The 24529-nt window shown below is 60.6% G+C and carries 19 protein-coding genes; 14 read left to right on the top strand and 5 right to left on the bottom strand.

The window, feature by feature from the left end:
• Nucleotides 1-198: 198 nt before the first annotated feature.
• The 4 genes from AB3X55_08025 to AB3X55_08010 all read left to right on the top strand — a co-directional run bounded on the left by AB3X55_08025 (nt 199) and on the right by AB3X55_08010 (nt 7528).
• Entirely contained in the window at nt 199-1641 is a 1443-nt protein-coding gene (locus AB3X55_08025; GenBank protein ID MEX0503529.1) for an NAD(P)-dependent oxidoreductase, read from the top strand.
• 26 nt (nt 1642-1667) lie between these two features.
• Nucleotides 1668-6233: a glutamate synthase large subunit gene (gene gltB, locus AB3X55_08020; GenBank protein ID MEX0503528.1), complete on the top strand. Its 4566-nt coding sequence runs from the start codon at nt 1668-1670 to the stop codon at nt 6231-6233.
• 86 nt (nt 6234-6319) lie between these two features.
• On the top strand, nt 6320-6817 hold the full coding sequence (locus AB3X55_08015; protein ID MEX0503527.1) for a GNAT family N-acetyltransferase: 498 nt from the start codon (nt 6320-6322) through the stop codon (nt 6815-6817).
• Between the two features lie 39 nt (nt 6818-6856).
• Nucleotides 6857-7528, top strand: coding sequence for a glutathione S-transferase family protein (locus AB3X55_08010; GenBank protein MEX0503526.1), 672 nt, complete (start codon nt 6857-6859; stop codon nt 7526-7528).
• Here the strand turns inward: AB3X55_08010 and AB3X55_08005 are convergent.
• Complete coding sequence (locus AB3X55_08005) at nt 7525-8298, bottom strand: alpha/beta fold hydrolase (protein MEX0503525.1); 774 nt, start codon at nt 8296-8298, stop codon at nt 7525-7527. The genes AB3X55_08010 and AB3X55_08005 overlap by 4 nt on opposite strands.
• Before the next feature lie 66 nt (nt 8299-8364).
• Here AB3X55_08005 and AB3X55_08000 point away from each other — a divergent pair, with 66 nt between their 5' ends.
• The 9 genes from AB3X55_08000 (at nt 8365) to AB3X55_07960 (ending at nt 18121) form a co-directional block, all read left to right on the top strand.
• Nucleotides 8365-9615 (top strand): glycosyltransferase family 4 protein, encoded by a 1251-nt coding sequence (locus AB3X55_08000; GenBank protein ID MEX0503524.1) that lies wholly within the window; start codon nt 8365-8367, stop codon nt 9613-9615.
• Nucleotides 9616-9709: 94 nt separating this feature from the next.
• The gene (thrS, locus tag AB3X55_07995) at nt 9710-11653 is read left to right on the top strand and encodes a threonine--tRNA ligase (protein MEX0503523.1); all 1944 of its coding nucleotides are present in this window, start codon (nt 9710-9712) and stop codon (nt 11651-11653) included.
• Between the two features lie 163 nt (nt 11654-11816).
• Nucleotides 11817-12332 (top strand): translation initiation factor IF-3, encoded by a 516-nt coding sequence (infC, locus tag AB3X55_07990; protein MEX0503522.1) that lies wholly within the window; start codon nt 11817-11819, stop codon nt 12330-12332.
• Between the two features lie 140 nt (nt 12333-12472).
• Nucleotides 12473-13303: an NYN domain-containing protein gene (locus AB3X55_07985; protein ID MEX0503521.1), complete on the top strand. Its 831-nt coding sequence runs from the start codon at nt 12473-12475 to the stop codon at nt 13301-13303.
• 191 nt (nt 13304-13494) lie between these two features.
• Entirely contained in the window at nt 13495-13692 is a 198-nt protein-coding gene (gene rpmI, locus AB3X55_07980; GenBank protein MEX0503520.1) for a 50S ribosomal protein L35, read from the top strand.
• A 12-nt stretch (nt 13693-13704) separates the two neighbouring features.
• Nucleotides 13705-14058 (top strand): 50S ribosomal protein L20, encoded by a 354-nt coding sequence (gene rplT / locus AB3X55_07975; protein ID MEX0503519.1) that lies wholly within the window; start codon nt 13705-13707, stop codon nt 14056-14058.
• A 138-nt stretch (nt 14059-14196) separates the two neighbouring features.
• Nucleotides 14197-15282, top strand: a complete 1086-nt coding sequence (pheS, locus tag AB3X55_07970) for a phenylalanine--tRNA ligase subunit alpha (protein MEX0503518.1) — start codon at nt 14197-14199, stop codon at nt 15280-15282.
• Complete coding sequence (pheT, locus tag AB3X55_07965; protein MEX0503517.1) at nt 15282-17699, top strand: phenylalanine--tRNA ligase subunit beta; 2418 nt, start codon at nt 15282-15284, stop codon at nt 17697-17699. Before pheS ends, pheT begins: the two co-directional genes overlap by 1 nt.
• A gap of 194 nt (nt 17700-17893) precedes the next feature.
• A complete protein-coding gene (locus AB3X55_07960) occupies nt 17894-18121 on the top strand; it encodes a hypothetical protein (protein ID MEX0503516.1) in 228 nt (75 codons plus the stop codon).
• Nucleotides 18122-18152: 31 nt separating this feature from the next.
• Here AB3X55_07960 and AB3X55_07955 read toward each other — a convergent pair whose 3' ends face one another.
• Both AB3X55_07955 and leuA read right to left on the bottom strand, forming a co-directional pair.
• Nucleotides 18153-19343 (bottom strand): PQQ-dependent sugar dehydrogenase, encoded by a 1191-nt coding sequence (locus AB3X55_07955; GenBank protein ID MEX0503515.1) that lies wholly within the window; start codon nt 19341-19343, stop codon nt 18153-18155.
• Nucleotides 19344-19347: 4 nt separating this feature from the next.
• Nucleotides 19348-21072, bottom strand: a complete 1725-nt coding sequence (gene leuA / locus AB3X55_07950; GenBank protein MEX0503514.1) for a 2-isopropylmalate synthase — start codon at nt 21070-21072, stop codon at nt 19348-19350.
• A gap of 299 nt (nt 21073-21371) precedes the next feature.
• Between leuA and lepA the strand changes: the two genes are divergently transcribed.
• Nucleotides 21372-23189 (top strand): translation elongation factor 4, encoded by a 1818-nt coding sequence (gene lepA, locus AB3X55_07945; GenBank protein MEX0503513.1) that lies wholly within the window; start codon nt 21372-21374, stop codon nt 23187-23189.
• Nucleotides 23190-23193: 4 nt separating this feature from the next.
• Here the strand turns inward: lepA and AB3X55_07940 are convergent, their stop codons facing one another.
• Nucleotides 23194-23565 carry a hypothetical protein gene (locus AB3X55_07940; GenBank protein ID MEX0503512.1) on the bottom strand — a complete coding sequence of 124 codons (372 nt, stop codon included), beginning with the start codon at nt 23563-23565 and terminating at the stop codon, nt 23194-23196.
• 69 nt (nt 23566-23634) lie between these two features.
• Nucleotides 23635-24405: a type IV pilin protein gene (locus tag AB3X55_07935; protein ID MEX0503511.1), complete on the bottom strand. Its 771-nt coding sequence runs from the start codon at nt 24403-24405 to the stop codon at nt 23635-23637.
• Nucleotides 24406-24529 lie beyond the last annotated feature (124 nt).

The following is a 24529-nucleotide window of genomic DNA, read 5'->3' as shown; positions in this document are numbered from 1 at the left end:
ATGATTCATTCGGCGATTCCTGTGCAAATTTGACACTGCGCCCTTGCCAGACGCAGGAAAAAAGGGTAACTATTGTTGACTTTTCTGACGCGGTGCCAAAGCTGAATTTGTCCTGTCGGGGCAATGCTTGACGGGCCGCGTCATTATTTTCTGGAAGAGGCACTGGAATATTCCAGGGCGGGACAGCGGGGCAAGGCCATGTCGAACAAGATGCTGAAATTCGTCACCACCGACAAGAAAATGCCGGACAAGCGTGGCGCGGATGCGCGCGTTCAGGATTTCGACGAGATCTATGACGAGTTCGACGTCACGGCTGCCGAAGATCAGGCATCACGCTGTTCCCAGTGCGGTGTGCCGTTCTGTCAGATCAACTGTCCGCTTCACAACAACATTCCCGACTGGCTGATGCTGACCGCCGAGGGGCGGATGGAAGAGGCTTACCGGATGTCGGCCCAGACCAACAACATGCCTGAAATCTGCGGCAGGATCTGTCCCCAGGACCGGCTGTGCGAAGGAAGTTGCGTGATCGAGAAGGGCTTTGAATCGGTCACCATCGGCGCGGTTGAAAAGCACATTACCGAAACAGCGTTCGAGAATGGCTGGGTCCAGCCACCGCAGCCGGTTGCCGAGCGGGCGGAATCGGTTGGCATCATCGGTGCCGGCCCGGCTGGCCTTGCCGCCGCCGACATGCTGCGCCAGCGCGGCTTTCAGGTAACCATCTATGACCGGTATGACCGTGTGGGGGGGCTGCTGATCTATGGCATTCCCGGTTTCAAGCTGGAAAAGCATGTTGTGCAGCGGCGTCACGATCTGCTGGCTGACGGGGGCGTGACCTTCCGCCTGAATGTCGAAATCGGTGTTGATATCAGCTTTGAGGAGATTCGCGCTTCGCATGACGCGGTGCTTGTCGCCACCGGCGTTTACAAGGCGCGGGACATCACCGCGCCGGGTGTCGGCATGCAGGGCATTGTGCCGGCGCTTGACTATCTGACGGCATCAAACCGGAAAAGCCTCGGCGATGCGGTTCCCGATTTTGACAGCGGCACGCTGAATGCCAAAGGACGCGATGTTGTTGTGATCGGTGGCGGTGATACCGCCATGGATTGTGTTCGTACCGCCATTCGGCAGGAGGCAAAGTCGGTGACCTGCCTGTATCGGCGTGACCGTGCCAACATGCCCGGCTCGCAGCGCGAAGTGGCGAATGCCGAAGAAGAAGGTGTGGTGTTCAAATGGCTGTCGGCGCCGCAGGCGTTTCTTGGCGACAATCATGTCCGCGCCGTACAGGCACAGAAAATCCATCTTGGCCAGCCTGACGCAACCGGCCGCCAGGTGCCGCAGATCATCGAGGATTCGTCGCATGACATTCCGGCCGATCTGGTGATCAAGGCGCTTGGCTTCGACCCCGAGGATCTGCCGGTGATGTTCAACGCGCCGGAGCTTGCGGTTTCCAAATGGGGCACGCTCGACATCGACTGGCGCACAATGATGACCAGTCTGCCCGGGGTGTTCGCTGCCGGTGATATTGTGCGGGGCGCGTCCCTGGTTGTCTGGGGTGTGCGCGATGGCCGTGATGCCGCCGCATCGATCGAATCCTACATCATGGCGCAGAGCGACGCGCCGCAGGCCGCTGCCCGCGCCTGAGTCGAGACAAGAGACAGGACAACATCATGAGCAAGACAAGCAGAACCCAAGACGGCATGTTTGACGCAGACGCCTATCTTGCCCGGCGTGCCCGGAACGAAGTCCGGCTGACCGATGCCGGTATCTATGGTCCGGAGATGGAGCATGATGCCTGTGGTGTCGGGTTCGTCGCGGCGCAGGATGGCAAGCCGTCGCGTGCTGTTGTCGATGCGGCTATCGAGGCGTTGCAGGCGATCTGGCACCGCGGCGCTGTCGACGCGGATGGTATGACCGGCGATGGCGCTGGGATCCATATCGAGATTCCGCGCGATTTCTTCATCGAACATATTGCCCGGACCGGTCATGATGATGATGGCGGGCGGCTTGCTGTTGGCATGGTGTTCCTGCCCCGGACCGACCTTGGGGCGCAGGAGCGTTGCCGGTGTATTGTCGAGCAGGAAATCCTGGCGGTCGGCCATTCCATCTATGGCTGGCGGCAGGTGCCCGTCGATACCAACGCGCTTGGTGACAAGGCCAAGGCGACACGCCCGGAAATCGAGCAGATCATGTTCTCGACGCCGGCTGATATCGACGAAACCGAGGCCGAGCGCCAGCTATATATCGTTCGTCGCCGCATTGAAAAGGCAGTGACAGCAGAGCTGATCTCGGATTTCTACATCTGTTCGATGTCCAGCCGGTCGATCATCTACAAGGGCATGTTCCTTGCCGAGCAGGTGACGGCCTTTTTCCCGGATCTGAAAGATGCGCGTTTCGTGTCGTCCTTCGCGATCTATCACCAGCGTTATTCGACCAACACCATGCCGACCTGGAAGCTGGCCCAGCCCTTCCGCGTGCTGGCGCATAATGGAGAAATCAACACCATCCGTGGCAACCAGAACTGGATGACCTGCCATGAGGATCGCATGGCGTCCGATATCTTCGGCGATGCCATCGACGATCTGAAACCGGTTGTGGCGAAAGGAAGCTCGGATTCGGCGGCACTGGACGCGGTGTTCGAACTGATGGGCCATGGCGGTCGCAACCTGCCGATGGTCAAGACGATGATGATTCCGGCTGCGGTCGATGTCGACAGCGACCATGAGCTGGCAAAGCTCTATGCCTATTGCAATTCTGTGATGGAGCCGTGGGACGGGCCGGCGGCGATTGCCGCCTATGCCGACAACTGGGTGATTGCCGGTATGGACCGGAACGGCCTGCGCCCGATGCGCTATGTGGTGACTGACAGCGGGCTGGTGATCGCCGGGTCGGAAAGCGGCATGGTCGTTGTGCCCGAGGACCGGATCGTCGAGCGTGGCCGTATCGGACCCGGTCAGATGATGGGTATCGATCTGAAACGTGGCAGGATACTGCGTGATGCAGAGCTGACCGCCGAACTGGCTGGCAAGCGTGACTGGTCCAAATGGGTTGGCCGTGCCAAGCAGATGGACGCCATTCTGGCCAACCATGCCGGCAAGGTGTCCGAGCGCCTGCCTGCGGTCGAGGCCCGCCGCCGCCAGATGATGGCCGGCTGGACGATGGAAGACCTTGAACTGATCCTCCAGCCGATGGCCGAGACCGGCAAGGAAGCCATCGGATCGATGGGGGATGACACGCCGCTTGCCGTGCTGTCGAACCGGTATCGTGGCCTGCACCATTTCTTCCGGCAGAATTTCTCGCAGGTGACAAACCCGCCGATCGACAGCCTTCGCGAGCGCCATGTGATGACGCTGCGCACGCGGCTTGGCAATCTTGGCAACATTCTGGATGAGGCCAAGGAACAATGCGATCATCTGGTGCTGAATTCACCGGTGATGACGGTGCCGGAATGGGACGCGCTTGTTGCTTATCTTGGCGACAAGGCGGCGATGATCGACTGTACCTTCGACATTGTCGGCCCGGATGACTTCACCGCCGCGATGGATCGCATTGCAGCCGAAGCCGAAGAGGCCGTCAGGTCGGGATGCGAGCATGTGATGCTGTCGGACCGCGCGGTGTCGCAGGACCGTGCGCCGCTGCCGATGATTCTGGCGACAGGTGCCGTGCATTCGCATCTTGCACGCCAGCAGCTGCGGACATTCGCCTCGGTCAATGTGGCGACCGGCGAATGTCTTGATGTCCACCACTTTGCCGTGCTGATCGGTGTCGGTGCGACGACGATCAATGCCTATGTCGCCGAAGAGGCCATTGCCGAGCGGCATGATCGTGGATTGCTGTCCGGTCTGACACTTCCCGAAGCGGTGGCGAACTACCGCAAGGCCGTGGAAGACGGTCTGCTGAAGATCATGTCGAAAATGGGCATCTCGGTCATCGCGTCCTATCGCGGCGGCTATAATTTCGAGGCGCTTGGCCTGTCGCGGGCGCTGGTGGCGAAATTCTTTCCGCCGATGTCTTCGCGGATTTCCGGCCTTGGCCTGACAGGCATTGCGTCACGGGTCAGTGAAATGCATCGCAAGGCCTATGATTCGGCTGACGTGTTTCTGCCGGTTGGCGGCTTCTTCCGCTATCGTCGATCAGGCGAGCGGCATGCGTTTGACGGCCAGCTGATTCATGCCATGCAGCATGCCTGCGACAACGGATCCTATGAGAGCTGGAAGAAATATTCCTCGCTGGTGTCAAGCCAGGGGCCGGTCAACCTTCGTGATCTGCTGGAGTTCAAGACCGGCCGCGCATCGGTCCGGCTTGAGGATGTCGAATCCATCACCCGCATCCGCAAGCGGCTGGTATCGCCCGGCATTTCGCTTGGCGCGCTGAGTCCGGAAGCCCATGAAACACTGTCGATCGCGATGAACCGGATCGGTGCAAAATCCGACTCCGGCGAGGGTGGCGAGGATCCGGCACGTTTCAAGCTTCGCGAGAATGGCGACAACCCGTCGAGCGCGATCAAGCAGGTTGCTTCCGGCAGGTTCGGTGTCACCGCCGAATATCTGAACAGCTGCACCGAACTCGAGATCAAGGTGGCCCAGGGTGCCAAGCCCGGTGAGGGCGGGCAGCTGCCCGGTATCAAGGTCGACAGCCTGATTGCGCGTCTGCGTCACTCGACACCGGGGGTAACGCTGATTTCGCCGCCGCCGCATCACGATATCTATTCGATCGAGGATCTGGCACAGCTGATCTATGACCTGAAGCAGATCAACCCCGACGCCAAGGTGTGCGTCAAGCTGGTGGCCTCGACCGGCATCGGCACCATCGCCGCCGGCGTGGCCAAGGCCAAGGCCGATGCGATTCTGGTGTCGGGCCATGGCGGCGGCACCGGTGCCAGCCCGCAATCCTCGATCAAGCATGCCGGCCTTCCGTGGGAGATGGGCCTGTCGGAAGTGCATCAGGTTCTGTGCATGAATGACCTTCGTGACAAGGTTGTGCTGCGCACCGACGGTGGCCTGAAGACGGGACGCGACATTGTCATGGCCGCGATGCTTGGTGCCGATGAATACGGGATCGGCACCTCGGCCCTGATTGCGATGGGGTGCATCATGGTGCGCCAGTGCCATTCCAACACCTGCCCGGTCGGTGTCTGCACCCAGCGCGACGATCTGCGGGCCAAATTCGAAGGCACGCCGGAAAAGGTGGTACAGCTGTTCACGCATCTTGCCGAAGAGGTTCGCGAAATTCTGGCCTCGCTCGGGTTTGCGTCGCTGGAAGAAGTGATTGGTCGGACCGATCTGCTGACCCAGGTCAGCCGGGGTGATGCCGCGCTTGACGATCTCGATCTGAACCCGATCCTTGTCCAGGCTGAACGCGATGGTCATCACGGCAGCCCGCGTGACCGCGAGCGCACAGCCGTTCCGGACACGCTCGATGCGCTGATGGTGCGCGACGCCAGCACGGCGCTGGAATTCGGATCGAAGATGCAGCTGTCCTACAATGTCGAGAACACGCAGCGTGCCATCGGCACGCGCCTGTCATCGCATATCGTCCGCAAATTCGGCATGACCGGTCTTCGCGAGGACCATATCGCGGTGCGGCTTCGCGGCACCGCCGGTCAGTCGCTTGGCGCGTTTGCCACACAGGGGCTGAAGCTCGAGGTGATCGGCGATGCGAATGACTATGTCGGCAAGGGTCTGTCAGGGGGCACCATCATTGTGCGCCCGTCGGCCGCGGCAAGCTTTGTGGCGCATGAAAACACCATCATCGGCAACACGGTGCTGTATGGCGCGACCTCTGGTCGGCTGTTTGCCGCCGGTCAGGCCGGCGAAAGGCTGTGCGTGCGCAATTCGGGTGCCACGGCTGTTGTCGAGGGTGCCGGCACAAATGCCTGTGAATATATGACAGGCGGCAAGGTCGTGATCCTTGGCGAGGTCGGTGACAATTTCGGCGCCGGCATGACCGGGGGCATGGCATTTGTCTATGACCCGAACGACAGTTTCAGGGCGCGTGTCAATCCGGACAGCCTGCAGATTGTGCGGATTGGCACCGCGCATTGGGAGGCCGAACTGAAGGCGCTTGTCGAGGCACATGCCGCGGCAACCGATTCAGCGCTGGCGGCACGGCTGCTGAATGAGTGGAATGTCGAGATCGGCAAGTTCTGGCATGTGGTTCCAACGGAAATCGTCGCGCGGCTCGAAATGCCGCTCGATGATGCCGCTGTGGCCGCCGGTGGGGTGACACCTGCCTAGTCCGGCAGATCACCCCGGTCCGGCCGTCCGCATGACCGACGCGCCAAATGGTTGCCGGCCCCGGTGATTTCCGGTAATCGGATGCAATGTCAGACATTTCCGTACAGACAGACCAGGATCTTCCGGCGATTGAGGCCCTGATGGCCGAGGCGTTCGGCCCGCAGCGTCATGACCGGTCGGTCTGGACCCTGCGGCCCGGCCCGCCGGTGCCGTCCCTGTGCCTTGTGATCCGTGACGGCACCGTCACAGTCGGATCGTTGCGGTTCTGGGAAGTGATGCTGGGATCGCAGGTCATTCTGCTGTTCGGGCCGCTTGCGGTACGTCCGGAGCTTCGTGGTCGCGGCTTTGGGCGGGCGCTGGTCAATGCCGGGCTGGAGCGCGCTGCCAAGGGCGACTGGCCGCTGATCCTCGTGTCGGGCGAGGTCGATTACTATCCCCGGTTCGGGTTTGTGCCGGCCGCGCCCTATGGTCTGGACTGGCCGGGCTTCATCGAGCCTGAACGGCTGCAATTCTACGAACTGAAGGCCGGCGCATTGGCCGCATTGCCAGCGGCCCCCCTTGCTGTCAGACCGCTTCCCGGCTAGTCTTTTCCTTGTTTTCAATTCTTTAACGGTTGTGTGTCCATGCGCGTTCTGCATCATCACCCTCTCTATGGCGCGTCACGGACCGTCAGGCTTGTGCTTGCCGAGCGGCGCGCTGTTTACCTTCCAAAGCTGGAATCTCCCTGGGATCGTCATGAGGATTTTCTGTCGCTGAATCCGGCCGGGGATGTGCCGGTGCTGGTGACCGAAGATGGCGACGTGCTGTGCGGCTGCATGGTCATTGCGGAATATCTTGAGGAAACCGGGGATGATGACGGGCGGCTGATCTGGGGAACCGCGAGCGAGCGTGCCGAGATCCGGCGGCTGACGGACTGGTTTGAACGCAAATTCGTTGTCGAGGTCGGGGCGCCGCTGCTCAATGAGAGATATCTGAAACGCGTGACCTCGCGGGGCAACCCCTCGTCGGAGGTAATGCGCGCTGCGATGACCAATCTTCACATCCATCTCGATTACATCGACTGGCTTGCCGAACAGGGAAACTGGCTTGCCGGCAAGGCGATCTCGCTTGCCGACCTCAGCGCGGCCGCGCATCTGTCGGTGACCGATTATTTTGGCGATATCAATTGGGACAGGCATCCCGAGGCCAGGCTCTGGTATGCGAAAATCAAATCACGGCCGGCGTTTCGCGACCTGCTTGAGGATGTTGTCGCCGGGCTGGCACCTTCGCCGCATTATACCGATCTCGATTTCTAGGCCGTCGGCTGGCGCGCCGCCATCCGGTCAAGCGCACCGCGAAGCAGGGCAAGCTGATCCGGTTCGGAAAAACGGTGCCCGGCAGCCTTGACCAGCGTTATCTCGACATCGCTGCCTGTCAGCGCCGTGGCAATGTTGCCAGCGGTCTGCCACGGCACCTCTTCATCCTGCATCCCGTGCAGAAGATGCACCGGCGCAGTGATGTCAAGATTACCGCGCAGCCGCAGGTTCTGTCGGCCGTCGGTGATCAGATGCCAGGGATATCTGACCGGTTCGTCCGAATAGGGGTTTGGCAGCGCAATCACGCCGTCGACCTCGATCTGCCGTCGTTGGGCTTCATCGAATTCCTGCCACAGCAGATCCTCGGTAAAGTCGGGCGCGGCGGCAATCCCGACAAGGCCGGCAACCCGGTGTGGCCGTGCAAGGGCGACGTTCAGCATCAGCCAGCCACCAAGTGACGATCCAACCAGAATTTGCGGACCGTCCGTCAGCTCGTCGAGCGCCGCCAGACAGTCATCGGTCCAGCTGGAGATGTTGCCGTCAAGAAAGGCCCCGCTCGACAGGCCGTGCCCGCGATAGTCGAATCGAAGGCAGGCGTGCCCGTGGTCGACAGCCCATGATTCAGCCTCCAGCGCCTTTGTGCCCTCCATGTCCGACCCATGCCCGCACAGGAACACCACCCCCGGTGATGACCCGGCGGTTCGCCGATAGGCAAGTGTCTCGCCTGTTGCAAGTTGCAGATAGTCCGGCGGCGAAAAGTCGGGCATCATTCACTCCTGAAAAGTCCTCTCGAATTTCCGGTGGCGCAATGCTATGACCCCAGCACGGAGACGCCAATGACCACTAACGCGCGGAATGCCCGCTTCGTCAAGACACACAGCCGGGACGGCAACGGCCCTGTCATTGTTCAGGTGCTGCCGGCACTTGTGCGCGGCGGTGTGGAACGGGGCACGATCGAAATGGCCAAGGCCATCATCGATGCCGGTGGGCGCGCCGTGGTGATTTCCGAAGGCGGGCCGCTGGTTCGTCACCTTGACCGGATTGGCGCAACGCATCACACGCTTGCCGTTGCCAGCAAAAACCCGCTTGGCTGGCGGGCGACGCGGCGGCGGCTGCGCCGGGTGCTGGTATCCGAGGGGGCGGATATTGTGCATGTCCGTTCGCGCGTGCCGGCCTGTATTGCTTTGCCGGCGGCCAGATCGCTCGGCCTGATCACCGTCAGCACCGTGCATGGCCGGTTCCAGAACAGCAATGTCCTGAAGCGGATGGTGAATGCCAGAATGCTGGCAACCGACCATGTCATTGCCATTTCGAACTATGTCCGTCATCAGATCGAGCGCCAGTTCGGTGACCGCGGCAAGACGCTGTCGGTTGTACATCGCGGCGTCGATGTCGAGATGTTCGACCCGGCGTCGGTGTCGCAGTCTCGGATCATCCGATTCGTCGACGCGATTGCGCTTCCCGAGGACGAGCCGGTGATCATGCTGCCCGCACGGCCGACAGCCTGGAAAGGGCACGAGGTTCTGCTGAAGGCGCTGGCCCGCATTTCCGACCGCAAATTCAACTGTGTTCTTGTCGGTGCCGCCGATGGCAAGCGCGCCTTTGTCGACCGTCTGACCGAGCTTGGCATGAAGCTTGGTCTGGAAGGCCGGTTCCGGCTGACGCACAGCGTCGATGACATGCCCGCCGCACTGATGGCGGCGGACATCGTTGCCATGCCATCTGTCACGCCGGAGCCGTTTGGCCGGGTCTCGCTTGAAGCGCAGGCGATGGGACGGCTGGTCGTGGCGTTCGATCATGGCGGCGCGGCGGAATCCATCATGCATGGCAACACCGGATGGCTTGCCACGCCGGTCGATATCGACAGTCTTGCCGAATGTCTTGGCAAGGCGCTTGATGTCACCGCCAGCCAGCGCCGTGCCATGGCGGTCGAGACCCGGCAGCATATAGAGGCCAACTTCTCGACCCACCGAATGTGCAAAAGCACCATCACCATCTATGCGCGCCTGTTGAAAGCCCGGCATCTGGAAACAAAATCCGGTCACCAGCAGGCCGGTCACCAGCATGCCAGTGACCAGCACGCTTGAGTTTCCGGCAGCCAGAAGCTAGGTTGCGCAACAGGCGTCGTTACCGGCGGCCTGTTTGTTTTGACAGTGTTGATAGCCAGGACCACAGCCAGCCATGCCAACCGTAACCCTACCCGATGGATCCACCCGTAGCTATGACGCGCCTGTTGCGCCGGCAACCATCGCGGCCGATATCGGCCCCGGCCTTGCCAAGGCGGCACTGCTGGCCATTGTCGACGGTCAGGAATGGGATCTGAGTCGCGAGATTGAACATGACGCCTCGCTGGCGCTGCTGACCGCCAGGGACGACGCCATTCTGGCGACCATCCGGCATGATGCGGCGCATGTCATGGCCGAGGCGGTTCTTGAGCTGTATCCCGAAACCCAGGTCACGATTGGTCCGTCGATCGAGAACGGCTTCTACTATGATTTCCACCGCGAGGCGGCCTTTACCGAGGATGATCTGGCGGCAATCGAGACCCGGATGCATGACATTGTCGACCGCGACGAGGCGATCATCCGCAATGTCTGGACACGCGACGAGGCGGTCGCCTTCTATCGGAAGAATGATGAACCGTTCAAGGTCGAGCTGGTCGAGACAATCCCCCAGGGCGAGACGGTCACCTTCTATAAGCAGGGCGATTTCATCGATCTGTGTCGGGGCCCGCACCTTGCCTCGACCGGCAAGCTTGGTCATGCGTTCAAGTTGATGAGCGTTGCCGGTGCCTATTGGCGCGGCGATTCCAACCGTCCCATGCTGCAGCGTATCTATGGCACCGCGTGGCGCACCGAAAAGGAACTGAACGCCTATCTGCACATGCTGGAAGAGGCCGAAAAGCGCGATCACCGCAAACTTGGCAAGCAGCTGAATTTCTTCCATCTGCAGGAGGAAGCGGTGGGATCGGTGTTCTGGCATCCAAATGGCTGGACCATCTATCGCGAGATCGAGACCTATATGCGTCGGCGGCTCGATGCCGGCGGCTATGAGGAGGTCAGGACGCCGCAGCTTGTCGACCGGGCGCTGTGGGAGGCGTCGGGGCACTGGGACAAGTTCCGCGAGAACATGTTCACTGCCGAGGCCGAAGATGACCGTACGCTGGCGCTGAAGCCCATGAACTGTCCCTGCCATGTGCAGATTTTCCGCCAGGGCATCAAATCCTATCGCGACCTGCCGCTGCGTATGGCGGAATTCGGGTCATGCCATCGCAATGAACCGTCGGGTGCGCTGCACGGGATCATGCGGGTGCGTGCCTTTACCCAGGATGACGCGCATATCTTCTGTACCGAGGATCAGATCACGGCTGAATCCGTTCGGTTCTGCGAGTTGCTGCAATCGATCTATGCGGATTTCGGGTTCGATGATGTCCGCGTGAAATTTTCCGACCGTCCCGAGGTGAGGGCCGGCGAGGATGATGTCTGGGACCGCGCCGAATCCGCGCTGACAGATGCCTGCGAAGCGGCCAAGCTTGAAACGACCCTGAACCCGGGCGAGGGCGCGTTCTATGGGCCGAAGCTGGAATTCGTGCTGCGCGATGCCATTGGCCGTGACTGGCAATGTGGCACCCTGCAGGTTGATTTCGTGCTGCCGGACCGGCTCGATGCCGAATATGTCGCGGATAACGGGGAACGCCGCCGGCCGGTAATGCTTCACCGTGCCATTCTGGGATCGCTGGAACGCTGGATCGGTATCATCATCGAACAATATTCCGGTCGCATGCCGCCCTGGCTGGCGCCGGTGCAGGTGGTGGTTGCCTCGATCACCGACGGGGCGAACGACTATGCCGAGCAGGTCGTGGATGCGGCACGCGAGTTGGGATTGCGGGCCGAAAGCGATCTCCGGAACGAGAAGATCAGCTACAAGGTGCGTGAACACAGTGTCATGAAAGTGCCGTATATTCTGGCCGTCGGGGGCCGCGAGGCCGAGGCCGGCACGGTCGCCCTGCGTCGTCTGGGATCAAACGACCAGCAGGTGATCGACCGGGACGAGGCGCTGGCGATGCTGAGGGGGGAAAGTCTGCCACCCGATCTGGCGCGCCGGGCCGGTGGCAGAGCGTCTTGACGCATCTTTGGCGATCCCTGCTTAGTGACTAGGCAAAACAGCCAGTTTTTGATATCTAGTCGTTGCAACGCGGCGCATGGCGTCACGTTCGGCTGATATTTGGCGCCTCGAAAGAGGCATTGTGGATGACAGGAGAAGGTAAATAGCTCGTCCCCATTCTAATGTGCCGCCCGTGCAGGACGGCCCACGCATCAACGGCGCGATCAGAGTGCCGCAGGTGCGCTGCATCGACCCGGATGGCAACCAGCTGGGTATTCTCGATACAAGGGAAGCTCTTGCCAAGGCCGAGGATTTCGGCCTCGACCTTGTCGAGGTGCAGCCAAATGCCGAACCGCCCGTCTGCAAGATCCTTGATTACGGCAAATATAAATATGAAGCGCAGAAACGCGCCAACGAAGCCCGCAAGAAGCAGAAAACCATCGAAGTCAAGGAAATCAAGTTCCGTCCGAATATCGACGAGCATGATTACCAGGTGAAGATGCGGAATATGACAAAGTTCCTGAGTGGGGGCGACAAGGTGAAGGTGACCTTGCGATTCCGGGGTCGTGAAATGGCCCACCAGGAGCTTGGCGCAAACGTTCTGGCGCGGGTTCGTGAAGAGACCGAGGAATTCGCCAAGGTCGAGGCGATGCCAAAGATGGAAGGCCGCCAGATGGTGATGGTGCTGGCCCCGCGGTAGAGTCAATATATTGACTAGGTGGTAAACACACCTATATTTGAGTCTCAGTTAAGCGGACCAGGGTATTCTTGGCTGCTAATGAAGGGCGGGTCTTGGTTTACTAAGGCCCGCCCGCTCAGTTTATGTGTTAGTGAAAAACAATGGAAAACCGCGTCTGCATTTTTGTAGACGGCGAGGATCTTCGTTTCACAATTAACAAGTTATTTTCACCGCGATTCTTTGATCCGTCTGAATACATACCAATCAATGCCAAATGGGATGATTGGTATGATACCTTGGCGCGCCAATCGGTTTTCGAAGCGCAAGTAAAACGTGTTCGAACCTACTGGTTTGTATCGGAAAATGTGTATTGTCATCCACCGCTAATTTATCGGGGTATGACAGACACCCAGCAATTGGAATGGTTGGAGATAAACGCAAACGCTATTCAATCCAGCAAGGTGATTCAAAATTCAGACAAAAGACAATTACGGTCTGGCTTGGACGGCGAAAGGCTCAGAATGTTGTATAAGGTCACCAACGATTTAAGGGGGCTTAAAGGTTGGGTGGAGAATGTTTTTAAGTCCAACCATCATCGACAGAATGAAATTGCGGAAAAATATCGGGCGATAGAATTCTGCCGCTCGGGCGAAATTACCTATCGACTGTTTGACAAGAAATTCGGCCAGGAAAAGACCGTGGATGTGAATTTGGCTCTGGCCATGGTTTTGCGCGCGCCGATTTATGACACGGCGGTCATTGTGTCCGGAGACCAGGATTACGTCCCGGCAGTCCAGCAGGTGAAAAATCTTGGCAAGAATGTCGTGAATGTAAGCTTTGAAAGAGAAAATGGCGGGCTTCTTCCGGGTGGGGCGAAGAAGCTGAACGAAATCACGGACTGGTCCTTGCAGATTCCGTTCACAGAGTTCCAGAAGGCGCTTGGCCTGACAAAAGAGATTCCGCCAAGGGACCAGGGCCAAACCAGCACTTGATTCATGCCGCGCCTGGCCCTATAACCACCGCTTCGCGCATGTCACGTCGCGTCCGGGCCTGAAAGACCATGTGAAAGACCATATGGTTGAAAATCGGGCATGCCCGGCCGGCATATTGCCACCAGTCGCCGCAAGGCGGCATTCGCGCGCGAACGTCATGGTGGCCACCTTGCAAGACGAAAGAGGTCAAAATGCCCAAGATGAAGACCAAGAGCGGAGCGAAGAAACGCTTCCGCCTGACAGCCAGCGGCAGGGTCCGTGGGTCTGCGGCGTTCCTGAGCCACAACCTGCGCCGCCGTTCCCAGAAGATGAAGCGCCAGGCCCGCGGGACGATGATCCTGTGCGACGCCGATGCGCGCATCGTCAAAAAATTCCTTCCATACGCGTAAGGGAGACGGGATATGGCACGAGTCAAAAGAGGCACCACAACCCACGCCCGCCACGCCAAGGTGATCAAGGCGGCGAAAGGGTATTACGGACGCCGCAAGAACACATTTCGCACCGCAACCCAGGCTGTCGACAAGGCACGGCAATATGCCTATCGCGACCGCCGCACCCGCAAGCGTGAATTCCGTGCTCTGTGGATCCAACGGATCAATGCCGCGGCCCGGATTCATGGCCTGACCTATTCGCAGATGATGGGCGGTCTGATCAAGGCCGGCATCGAGGTCGATCGCAAGATGCTTGCCGACCTCGCGGTCAACCAGCCGGCAGCCTTTGCCGCGCTGGTTGAAAAATCGCGCGCGGCGGCATAGTCCAGGACATCATCCGACACCAAACCGGGGCTGTCGCCTAGACCACTGATCCGCAGCCTTGCGGTCCGGTGGTCCGGAGCGGCAGCCCTTTATCTTTCAATCGGGTCTTTCAATCGGGTCGATGGCAGGACGGGCAGCATGCAGAATCTCGACAATCTGACTTCGGAAATCCTGGCCTGTATCGAGGCCGCGTCATCGCTTGAGACGCTCGAGGCGATACGCATCGACGCGCTTGGCAAGAAGGGCCGCGTATCGCTGATGATGCGCGAACTCGGCGGTATGGACCCTGAACAGCGCAAGACCGCCGGTCAGGCGCTGAATGCGGTCAAGGACCGGATCGCTGCCGCCATCGAAAGCCGTCAGGACATGCTGTCACGCGCCGCCCTCGACCAGCGTCTCGCTGCCGAGGCTGTCGATGTCAGCCTGCCATCCCGCCCGGAGACCGAGGCACGGCTGCATCCGCTGTCGCGCACCATTGAAGAGGTTGTCGCGATCTTTGCCGAGATGGGTTTCACCGTTGCCGAAGGGCCGGACATTGAATCCGACTATTACAATTTCACCGCGCTGAACATTCCAGAGGAACATCCGGCGCGCCAGGAACATGATACCTTCTATCTGCCGCCGGATGCCGAGGCAAAGCGCAAGGTGCTGCGCACCCACACCTCGCCGGTACAGATCCGCACGATGGAGGCGGCCGAACCGCCGATCCGGATCATCGTGCCGGGCCGCACCTATCGCTCCGACCATGACGCCACGCATTCGCCGATGTTCCATCAATGCGAAGGGCTGGTGATCGGTGACGGAATCCACATGGGGCATCTCAAGGGCTGTCTGATTGATTTCTGCCGTGCCTTCTTTGGTGTCGATGATCTGCCGGTGCGTTTCCGGCCAAGCTATTTTCCCTTCACCGAGCCGTCGGCCGAGGTTGATATTGGCTGTACCCGCGACGGGGGCGGCCTGAAGATCGGCGCCGGTGACGACTGGCTGGAAATTCTCGGATCGGGAATGGTCAATCCGCGGGTGCTGGCGAATTGCGGCTATGACCCGGAAAAATATCAGGGTTTTGCCTTTGGCATGGGGATCGAGCGGATTGCGATGCTGAAATACGGCATTCCCGATCTGCGGACCTTTTATGACAGTGATCTGCGCTGGATGCGGCATTATGGATTCCTGCCGTTTGACGCGCCGTCGGTTCATGCCGGCCTTGCCGGGGGGAGCGTCTGATGAAATTCACCCGTGACTGGTTGTTTGACCATCTCGAGACCGACCGCTCGCTGGCCGAAATTCTCGATGCGCTGCCGATGCTTGGCCTTGAGGTGGAAAGCTTCGATGACCCGACCCGGCGTCTGGCCCCCTTTACCATTGCCGAGGTGATTTCGGCCGAACAGCACCCCGATGCCGACCGGCTGCGGGTCTGTATGGTCAATACCGGCAGTGGCGATCCGGTTCAGGTCGTCTGCGGCGCGCCGAATGCCCGCGCCGGCATGAAGGGCGTGTTCGCGCCGGTCGGGGCCTGGGTGCCGGGGATCGAACTGGAACTGAAGGCCGGCAGCATCCGGGGGCAGGACTCCAATGGCATGCTGTGTTCGGAACGCGAGATGATGATCTCGGACGAGCATGACGGCATCATCGAACTTGCCGCCGATGCGCCCCTTGGCGAAAGCTTTGCCGCCTTTGCCGGTCTTGACGATCCGGTGATCGAGATCGCGATCACGCCGAACCGCGCCGACTGTCTTGGCGTTCGCGGTGTGGCGCGCGATCTTGCGGCTGCCGGATATGGCACGCTGAAACCGCTCGATACCAGCCCGCATGAGGGCGGGTTCGACAGCCCGGTGACATGGCGGCTCGACCTTGAAGGGGCCGAACATCTGTGTCCGCTGATTACCGGCATTGCCTTCCGCGGTGTCAGCAACAGGCCAAGCCCGGACTGGATGGCGCGCCGCCTGACGGCGATTGGCCAGCGTCCAATCAGCGCCCTTGTCGATATCACAAACTATGTGATGTTCGACCTTGGTCGTCCGCTTCATGCCTATGATACGGCGAAGATCGAGGGTGGCGAGCTGATCGTGCGCCAGGCACAGGGCGGCGAGCCGTTCGCCGCGCTGAACGAGAAAACCTACGAGATGCAGCCCGGCATGATCACCATCGGTGATGCCGGCGGTGTGGATGATCTTGCCGGCGTGATGGGCGGTGAGCGCACCGGCGTCAGTGATACCACAACCGACATGTTCCTCGAAATCGCGATCTTTGACCCGATTTCGGTGGCGACGACAGGACGCAAGCTGAATTTGAATTCCGATGCCCGCTATCGCTTCGAACGCGGGCTGGATTCCGAAGGCCCGATCTGGGCCGCCGGTCATGTTGCCCGTATGGTCACCGAGATCTGTGGCGGCGAGGCATCGGTGCCGGTAACAGCCGGTGCCGGTGTTGCGTGGCAGCGCACCATCTTTCTAGCATCCGGCAAGGTCGAGGCGCTGTCAGGCATGGTTGTCGCGGCGGATGAGCAGCAGCGCATCCTCGAATCGCTCGGCTTTACGGTCAGCGCTGTTGAGGGCGGGTTCGATGTCGCCCCGCCGCCATGGCGCGGCGATATCGACGGCAGTGCCGATCTGGTCGAGGAAATCGCGCGTATCCGCGGGTTTGACCATCTGCCGATGGAACATCTGCCGCGTGACGAGGTGGTGGCCAAACCGTCGCTGAGTCCGGCGCAGGCACGCCTGTTCCGTCTGCGGCGCACGCTGGCCGGTCGCGGGCTGATGGAAGCTGTCACATTCTCGTTCCTGTCCGAGGCGGACGCCGTTCGTTTCGGGGGTGGCAGCGCGGCATTGACGCTGGTCAATCCGATCAGTGCCGATCTGTCGGTGATGCGGCCGTCAATCCTGCCAAACCTTCTGGCCGCCGCGGCGCGCAACCAGGACCGGGGTGAATCCGATGCCGCGATGTTCGAGGTCGGGCCGGTCTTTCTTGGCGATGCGCCCGGGGACCAGCGCACCGCCACCACCGGTCTTCGTCATGGCAGCACCGCGCCGCGTGAATGGCATGGTGCGATGCGCCAGGTGGATGTGTTCGATGCCCGCGCCGATGCCGAGGCGGCGCTGGCGGCCCTGGGCATCAAGCTTGCCGGGGTGCAGGTGCATGGCCCGAAACAGCTGGACGCCATCCCCGACTGGTATCATCCGGGCCGGGTTGGCAGGCTGGTTCAGGGCCACACCGTGCTGGCAAGTTTCGGTGAGATCCACCCGTCCGTGGCCGAGACCTATGGTCTTCGCGGCCGCGCGGTCGGGTTCGAGATCCATGTCGACGACGTGCCGATGCCAAAATCCAAGGGGCCGGCGCGCCAGCTTCTGTCGCTGTCGGTCTACCAGCCGGTGACCCGCGATTTTGCCTTCATCATCGATTCTGACGTTACCGCCGGTGATCTGATGAAGGCGGTGAAATCGGGGGCCGGTCCGTTATTGACCGACCTGCGGGTCTTCGACCTGTATGAGGGGGCGAATATCGGTGAGGGCAGAAAATCGATTGCCGTCACAATCACCCTGACGCCGACAAAAGCGACGCTGACTGAGGCCGAGATCGACGCCATTTCATCCGAGATCGTGAAGATTGTCGGCAAGAATTGCGGCGGCGAACTGCGGCGGTAGGCTGGCAAGAAATTTACCAGAATCTTAGTGTTCTTAACGATATGCTAACTACCACTCCTTAAGATTAGGCCTTAAGGAGGAGTGTTGGTGTGATATACGAACACGGTGTGATATACGAACACCGTGTCGTCGTCTTTCATTTGTTTTCGGGTATTGCTGGCTGTCAGGAACCAAACAGGTGAGCTGGAGCCGGGTTGTCTTGTCTTGCCGAGGCGATTGTCGAGGGGCTGACCGCCGCCGATACTTCGCGCCTCGCCACCAAGACCGACCTTGCAGAGGTGAGGACAGAGATCGCCGATCTCAGGTCCGAGCTGAAGCTGGAGATCGCCGGGGTCAGGTCCGACCTCCTCAAATACATGATCGGGTTGTTTCTGGCGCAGGCGGGGCTTCTTGTCGCCGTTCTGAGATTCTATCCTTTGTGACCACCACCTGACGGCACGCCCGGTCGCACGCCTATTCGGCGGTGACCCGCCACAGCCCGCCCTGCGCCTCATCGCTCAGCAGCATGATCCGGCCCGCATGCGGGCCCTGCGGCGCCACCGCCACATCGCGCACCCGGCCGATCTGCCCGTCGAGGATGACGCGCTCATCCGCCGGGCGGCCATCCGGCCCCAGCATGACGAGATAGAGCCGCCGGAATTTCAGCGATCCGACAAGAAGATGCCCCCTAAAATCGGGGAACATGCCGCCACCCCCGTCATTGCCCGGTGCATCGTCCGGATAAAACGCCATTCCCGACGGCGCGATGGACGGCACCCAGACCCAGACCGGGTCGATATAGCCCGGCAGGCTGTCATGGCGGCTGACCTTCATGCCGGTGGCGTATTCGCGGCCATGGCTGACGGCCGGCCAGCCGTAATTCGCCCCGGGATCTGAATCGGGACGAAGGATGTTGATCTCGTCACCGCCGCGCGGCCCATGCTCATGCGTCCAGATCTCGCCCGTTTCCGGGTGCATCGTCATTCCCTGCGGGTTGCGATGCCCGATGGAAAAGATTTCCGGCGCCCAGCCGTTCTTGGCGCTGTCGGTGAAATGCGGGTTGTCCGGATGCGGCGCGCCGTCCGGCGTCAGGCGGATGATGCTGGCGGCATGGGTCGCCGGGTTCTGGCCATTGTCGCGATCGCCGCGGTCGCCAAGGCTCGCCCACAATGCGGTGTCGGTAACGTGAAGCCGGCAGCCGAAATGATACCCGCTGCGGGTGGCCTCGTTGCCGGTAAAGATGGTGCGTCGCCGGACCAGCCTGTCACCCTCGATCTCCGCGCGGTCGATGGCGGTTGCCGACCCGTCGGCAAGCACGGCGCTGTAACACAGCCAGACATGGCCGCCCGCAACGGCGACATCCAGCAACCCGCCCTGGCGGCGGTCATAGACATCCGGCGTGCCGGTGATGGGCCGCGCCGCGCCGTCGGACAGGCCGATCTTCCACAACGCCCCCTCGCGGGTCGTCACCAGAACGGTGTCGGATGTCAGGAAATCCATGCCCCAGGGATGCGCCAGCGGCGGGCCGACACGTTCAACCGTCATCGTCTGCGCCGCTGCGGCGACCGGGGCAAGCACATGGACAGACAGGGCGAGGGTGAAGATGGCGGAGGCAAAAAGGGCCGCGGCGTGATGCGCGGCCCTGATGTTCGGTTTGCGTGGCATTGTCCTAGAGCTTGTTCAGTGCCGAGACGACGGCGCGGATCGGTGCCATTGTGATCGAGGTGTCGATCCCGACGCCATAGACCGATATGGCCTTTCCCTCAACATCCTTCACCAGCTCGACATAGGCGGCGGCCTCGGCCTTGGAGGTTGCCGAGCGCGTATTCTGGCCGAAATCGGCAAGCCGGAATTCCAGCCCGAAACGGCTACGCATCGCCTCGACAAAGGCCGAAATCGGGCCGTTGCCGGTGGCGCTCACATCCACCTCCTCACTGCCGTCCGGGCTCTTGTGCCGGACCCTGGCCACAACACGCTCGCTGCTGCCGTCGGCGGTGGCCTTGCTGACATCAAAGCTCAACAGCTCGAACCGGCCGGTCGGGTGGATGAAATGCGCCTCGGCCAGTTCCCAGATCCGCTTGCTGGTGATCTCCTTGCCGGTGCGGTCGGCCTCGTCCTGGACGATGCCGGAAAACTCGATCTCGGCGCCGCGCGGCAGGCGGACATGGTGGTCGGCTTCCAGAAGATAGGCCGACCCGGCCTTGCCGGACTGCGAATTGACACGGATGATCGCCTCGAAGGTACGGCCGATATCACCGGGGTCGATCGGAAGGTAGGGCACCTCCCAGACATCGGAATTGGCCGCCGCGATGGCGTCCATACCCTTGCGGATGGCATCCTGGTGGCTTCCCGAAAAGGCGGTATGCACCAGCTTGCCGGCATAGGGGTGACGTTCATGGACAGGCAGCTGGTTGCAATGCTCGGCCGTCTCGACAAGGTTGTTGATGTCCGAGAAGGTCAGTTTCGGATCGACGCCTTGCGTGAACATGTTCAGCCCCAGCGTGACGATATCGACATTGCCGGTGCGCTCACCATTGCCGAACAGCGTTCCCTCGACCCGGTCGGCACCGGCCATCAGCCCCAGTTCGGTGGCGGCAACGGCGCAGCCGCGGTCATTATGCGGATGAAGCGACAGGATCACCGCCTCGCGGTTGCTGAAATTGCGGTGCATCCATTCGATCTGGTCGGCATGGATATTCGGGGTCGACATCTCGACCGTCGCCGGCAGGTTGATGATGGTTGGGTTGGCGGCTGTCGGCTGCCAGACATCCATCACCGCCTCGCAGACCTCCAGCGCGTAATCAAGCTCGGTGCCGGTAAAGCTTTCCGGGCTGTATTGAAGGCGCAGATTGTCCGCGCCGCATTTCGAGATGCGGTCGGCCACCATTTTCGCGCCATCGACGGCAATCTGCTTTACCCCGTCACGGTTCGACTTGAAGACAACCCGGCGTTGCAGCGTGCTGGTCGAATTATACAGATGCAGAATGGCGTTCGGCGCGCCGTCCAGGCTTTCGATGGTGCGGTCGATCAGATGTTCGCGCGCCTGGGTCAGCACCTGAATGGTGACATCGTCCGGCACATGGCCGTCCTCGATCAGTTCGCGAAGGAAATTATAGTCGGTCTCGGATGCCGAGGGGAATCCGACCTCGATCTCCTTGAACCCCATCGCGACCAGAAGCTTGAACATGCGCATCTTGCGCGCGCCGTCCATCGGCTCGATTAGCGCCTGGTTACCGTCGCGTAGGTCAACAGAGCACCAGATGGGCGCTGTTTCGATACGGTTGCCGGGCCAGGTCCGATCGGGCAGATCGGGGCCGACAAAGGGACGGTATTTTTCATGCCCGCCAACACCGCTGGCGGCGGCTGTCGAGGTGGCATGATCCGGGCTTGTCATTGGTTTCGAGTCCTCTTCCTTGGTGATAGACGTCAGGGTCATTCTGTCTTGTTTCGTGTCACGCCGGATATGGCCGCTTCGGGCCTTTTCCGGGCGCGCCTGACTATACTGCAACAAACTGGCCGAAAACAGCATTATGTTGAATTCGTGTCGGGCTGGGGTGTGCGCCATGCGGAATGCGAAAAATCCTTGCCGCTGCGACAAAAGACCGGCAAAACACTGCATCAAGATGGCGGCGGGACAGCGCTATGGATCATGGCGCAACGCCACCCGCCTTTCAGCACTGTTCAGGACATGCGATGACCGCGCCAAGCCAGATTCGACCGAGCCATATCCGGAATTTCTCGATTATCGCGCATATCGATCACGGTAAGTCGACCATTGCCGACAGGCTGATCCAGGTCTGCGGGGGTCTCAGCGAACGCGAGATGACCGAACAGGTGCTGGATAACATGGATATCGAGCGGGAGCGGGGGATCACCATCAAGGCGCAGACGGTGCGGCTGAACTATATCGCGGCGGATGGCGAGACGTATGTGCTGAACCTGATGGACACGCCGGGTCATGTGGATTTCGGCTATGAGGTGTCACGCTCGCTGTCTGCCTGTGAAGGCTCGTTGCTTGTCGTTGATGCCAGCCAGGGGGTCGAGGCCCAGACATTGGCCAATGTATATCAGGCGGTCGAGGCAGATCATGAAATCGTACCGGTTCTGAACAAGATCGATCTTCCGGCCGCCGAGCCGGAGCGCGTTCAGGCGCAGATTGAAGAGGTGATCGGCCTTCCTGCCGATGATGCCATTCCGGCAAGCGCGAAGACCGGCGTCGGGATCAACGAGATCCTCGAGGCGGTGGTGACCCGCATTCCGGCCCCCGAAGGCGATGCCGAGGCACCGCTGACGGCGCTGCTGGTTGACAGCTGGTATGACGCCTATCTGGGTGTGATGACGCTGGTGCGGGTGCGCGACGGGCGGATCCGCAAAGGTATGAAAATCCGCATGATGGGCACCGGCGCGACGCATGTTGTTGAACGGGTCGGCGTGTTTTCGCCCAAGCCCACGCCGGTGGACGAGCTTGGCCCCGGTGAAATCGGCTTTATCAATGCCGGGGTGAAGACAGTGTCGGACGCGCGTGTTGGCGACACCATCACCGAGGAACGCCGCCCCTGCGCCGAGCCGCTGCCTGGCTTCAAGCCGTCGGTGCCGGTGGTGTTCTGCGGGTTGTTTCCGGTTGATACGAATGATTTTTCCGGCCTTCGCGATGCGCTTGAGAAACTGTCATTGAATGATGCGTCATTTTCCTTCGAGGCGGAAACCTCGGCGGCGCTTGGCTTCGGGTTCCGGTGCGGGTTTCTCGGCCTTCTGCATATGGAGGTGATCCGCGACAGGCTGGAGCGCGAGTTCAATCTGGACCTGATCTCGACCGCGCCGTCGGTTGTCTATCAGATGACGATGACGGATGGCACCCGGATCGATCTCCACAATCCGGCCGATATGCCGGAAGTGACCAAGATCGCAACCATCGAGGAACCCTGGATCAAGGCCACCATCATGACGCCGGATGAATATCTGGGATCGGTTCTGACGCTGTGTACCGAGCGCCGGGGCGAACAGCTTGATCTGACCTATGCCGGCAACCGGGCGATGGCTGTCTACAGGCTGCCCTTGAACGAGGTTGTGTTCGATTTCTATGACCGCCTGAAATCGGTGACGCGCGGCTATGCCAGTTTCGACTATGCCATTGATGAATACCGCGCCGGCGATCTGGTGAAGGTGTCGATCATGGTGAATGGCGACCCGGTTGACGCGCTGTCGATGATCGTGCATCGCGAACAGGCCGAAACGCGCGGGCGCGCCATCTGTGTCAGGTTAAAGGATCTGGTGCCGCGGCAGATGTTCAAGGTGGCATTGCAGGCGGCGATCGGCGGCAAGGTGATTGCGCGCGAAACCATTTCGGCGCTGCGCAAGGATGTGACCGCGAAATGCTATGGCGGCGACATCACGCGCAAGAAGAAGCTTCTGGAAAAGCAGAAGGAAGGCAAGAAGAAGATGCGGCAGTTCGGCAAGGTCGACATTCCGCAGAACGCCTTTTTCGAAGCCCTGAAGATGGGCGACAGCTAGGCCGTCACTTCTCGCCGCGGCGTTTCAGGTCGCGGCCACGGATCCTGCGTTCGGCGCTGCCACGTATCAGCCGTGCGATGCCGGTAAAGACTATCATCAGAATCAGCATGACCAGCGCCGCTGGCCAGCCGAGAATGGTCGCAATGATCGGGTGCCACAGGAACGGCGCGCAGCCAAGCGCGACGATCAGACCGCAGGGGTCGATATAGCGGCTGACCACCGTTTCACCTATCAGCAGTGATGACAGGTGCCGGTCCGACCAGAACTGGCCAAGAACGATGCTTGGCGTGCCGGATGACGACAGGTCGAGCCATATCGCGTAAAGCGCGACAAGGCCGAAGCCATAACCGATGATGCGAACCGCTGTGCTGATCATGCTGCAAGTGTGACTGTCGGGCACCCCGGCTTCAAGCATAAAAATGCGTCTGCCGTCATGATGTCCCGGTCAGTAATCCGCTTCCTTGGGAATGCGCCCGTAATTGTAGCCGGGGCACACCTGCCGCGAATAGGTGGGGTCGATCATCAGATCGCCATTGGGAAATCTGGCACGTCTGCCGTTCGGCAGCCTGACATAGCGATGCTCTACGGTGCCGATGAATTTTTCGACCTGCCCGAGATGGACCCAGCCCGACTCTTCGGCACCACCGCAATCCGCATTGGGATACGCGCAATGTGGCGCGCCGCAATGGCCGCCGCAGGGAATTCTGAAATAGGTCATCCTGATTCCAGCCCGATCCAGTTGGCAGCTTCCACCATTGTCGACATCGCCGCCATGAAACCGGTAGCAGGAGATCCTGAGCTTGCCCTGTTCCTGTTCAAAGGAATAGCCGGACCAGAATGTGACAGCCGGGGTCCCGTCAAACGGGTTCCTGTAATGGTCAAGCCGGGGCCTCATGGCGTCCAGAAATTCGCGGCATGTTGACCCGGTGGTGATGGGTTCATTTGTGCCCGGCTTGCGCAGGCCGCTGTCGGCGCCGTTGAGAACGAGGTTGAAATCACGCTCGACAAGGTCCTCGATTGTCAGCTTCTGGACTGCTCCAAGCTTGGTATTGACGCTCTGCACATAGCCTTGATAGGCGACAATGGCGATTGCCCCGAGGCTGAGGACAATGATGATGACAATCAGCAATTCCAATACCGACACACCCGTCAGCACCTGCCGTGTATGCGGCCGGTCCGCCGGTTGCGGGTCTGTGAATACCTGCTTTTGAATCACGATTACACACCAACGCAAGGATCAACCGGCACCCTAGCATCGGGTAAGGTTGCTTCTCAACCGGTGACGCATCTGCCGCCCCGACCCAAGGCGGGTGGCGTCGGGCTTTGGCGCAGGGGACTGC

Source organism: Alphaproteobacteria bacterium LSUCC0719, from assembly GCA_040839025.1.
Taxonomy (GTDB): Bacteria; Pseudomonadota; Alphaproteobacteria; order Puniceispirillales; family Puniceispirillaceae; genus UBA8309.
Note: the sequence above shows the minus strand (reverse complement) of the source record. Positions and strands in the feature narration are given on the sequence as shown.

Excerpts from the sequence above, each read along its gene's own strand:
- AB3X55_08025 (MEX0503529.1), top strand. The coding sequence starts at position 199 with ATGTCGAACAAGATGCTGAAATTCGTCACCACCGACAAGAAAATGCCG.
- gltB (MEX0503528.1), top strand. The coding sequence starts at position 1,668 with ATGAGCAAGACAAGCAGAACCCAAGACGGCATGTTTGACGCAGACGCC.
- AB3X55_08015 (MEX0503527.1), top strand. The coding sequence starts at position 6,320 with ATGTCAGACATTTCCGTACAGACAGACCAGGATCTTCCGGCGATTGAG.
- AB3X55_08010 (MEX0503526.1), top strand. The coding sequence starts at position 6,857 with ATGCGCGTTCTGCATCATCACCCTCTCTATGGCGCGTCACGGACCGTC.
- AB3X55_08005 (MEX0503525.1), bottom strand. The coding sequence starts at position 8,298 with ATGATGCCCGACTTTTCGCCGCCGGACTATCTGCAACTTGCAACAGGC.
- AB3X55_08000 (MEX0503524.1), top strand. The coding sequence starts at position 8,365 with ATGACCACTAACGCGCGGAATGCCCGCTTCGTCAAGACACACAGCCGG.
- thrS (MEX0503523.1), top strand. The coding sequence starts at position 9,710 with ATGCCAACCGTAACCCTACCCGATGGATCCACCCGTAGCTATGACGCG.
- AB3X55_07985 (MEX0503521.1), top strand. The coding sequence starts at position 12,473 with ATGGAAAACCGCGTCTGCATTTTTGTAGACGGCGAGGATCTTCGTTTC.
- rpmI (MEX0503520.1), top strand. The coding sequence starts at position 13,495 with ATGCCCAAGATGAAGACCAAGAGCGGAGCGAAGAAACGCTTCCGCCTG.
- rplT (MEX0503519.1), top strand. The coding sequence starts at position 13,705 with ATGGCACGAGTCAAAAGAGGCACCACAACCCACGCCCGCCACGCCAAG.
- pheS (MEX0503518.1), top strand. The coding sequence starts at position 14,197 with ATGCAGAATCTCGACAATCTGACTTCGGAAATCCTGGCCTGTATCGAG.
- pheT (MEX0503517.1), top strand. The coding sequence starts at position 15,282 with ATGAAATTCACCCGTGACTGGTTGTTTGACCATCTCGAGACCGACCGC.
- AB3X55_07955 (MEX0503515.1), bottom strand. The coding sequence starts at position 19,343 with ATGCCACGCAAACCGAACATCAGGGCCGCGCATCACGCCGCGGCCCTT.
- leuA (MEX0503514.1), bottom strand. The coding sequence starts at position 21,072 with ATGACAAGCCCGGATCATGCCACCTCGACAGCCGCCGCCAGCGGTGTT.
- lepA (MEX0503513.1), top strand. The coding sequence starts at position 21,372 with ATGACCGCGCCAAGCCAGATTCGACCGAGCCATATCCGGAATTTCTCG.
- AB3X55_07940 (MEX0503512.1), bottom strand. The coding sequence starts at position 23,565 with ATGATCAGCACAGCGGTTCGCATCATCGGTTATGGCTTCGGCCTTGTC.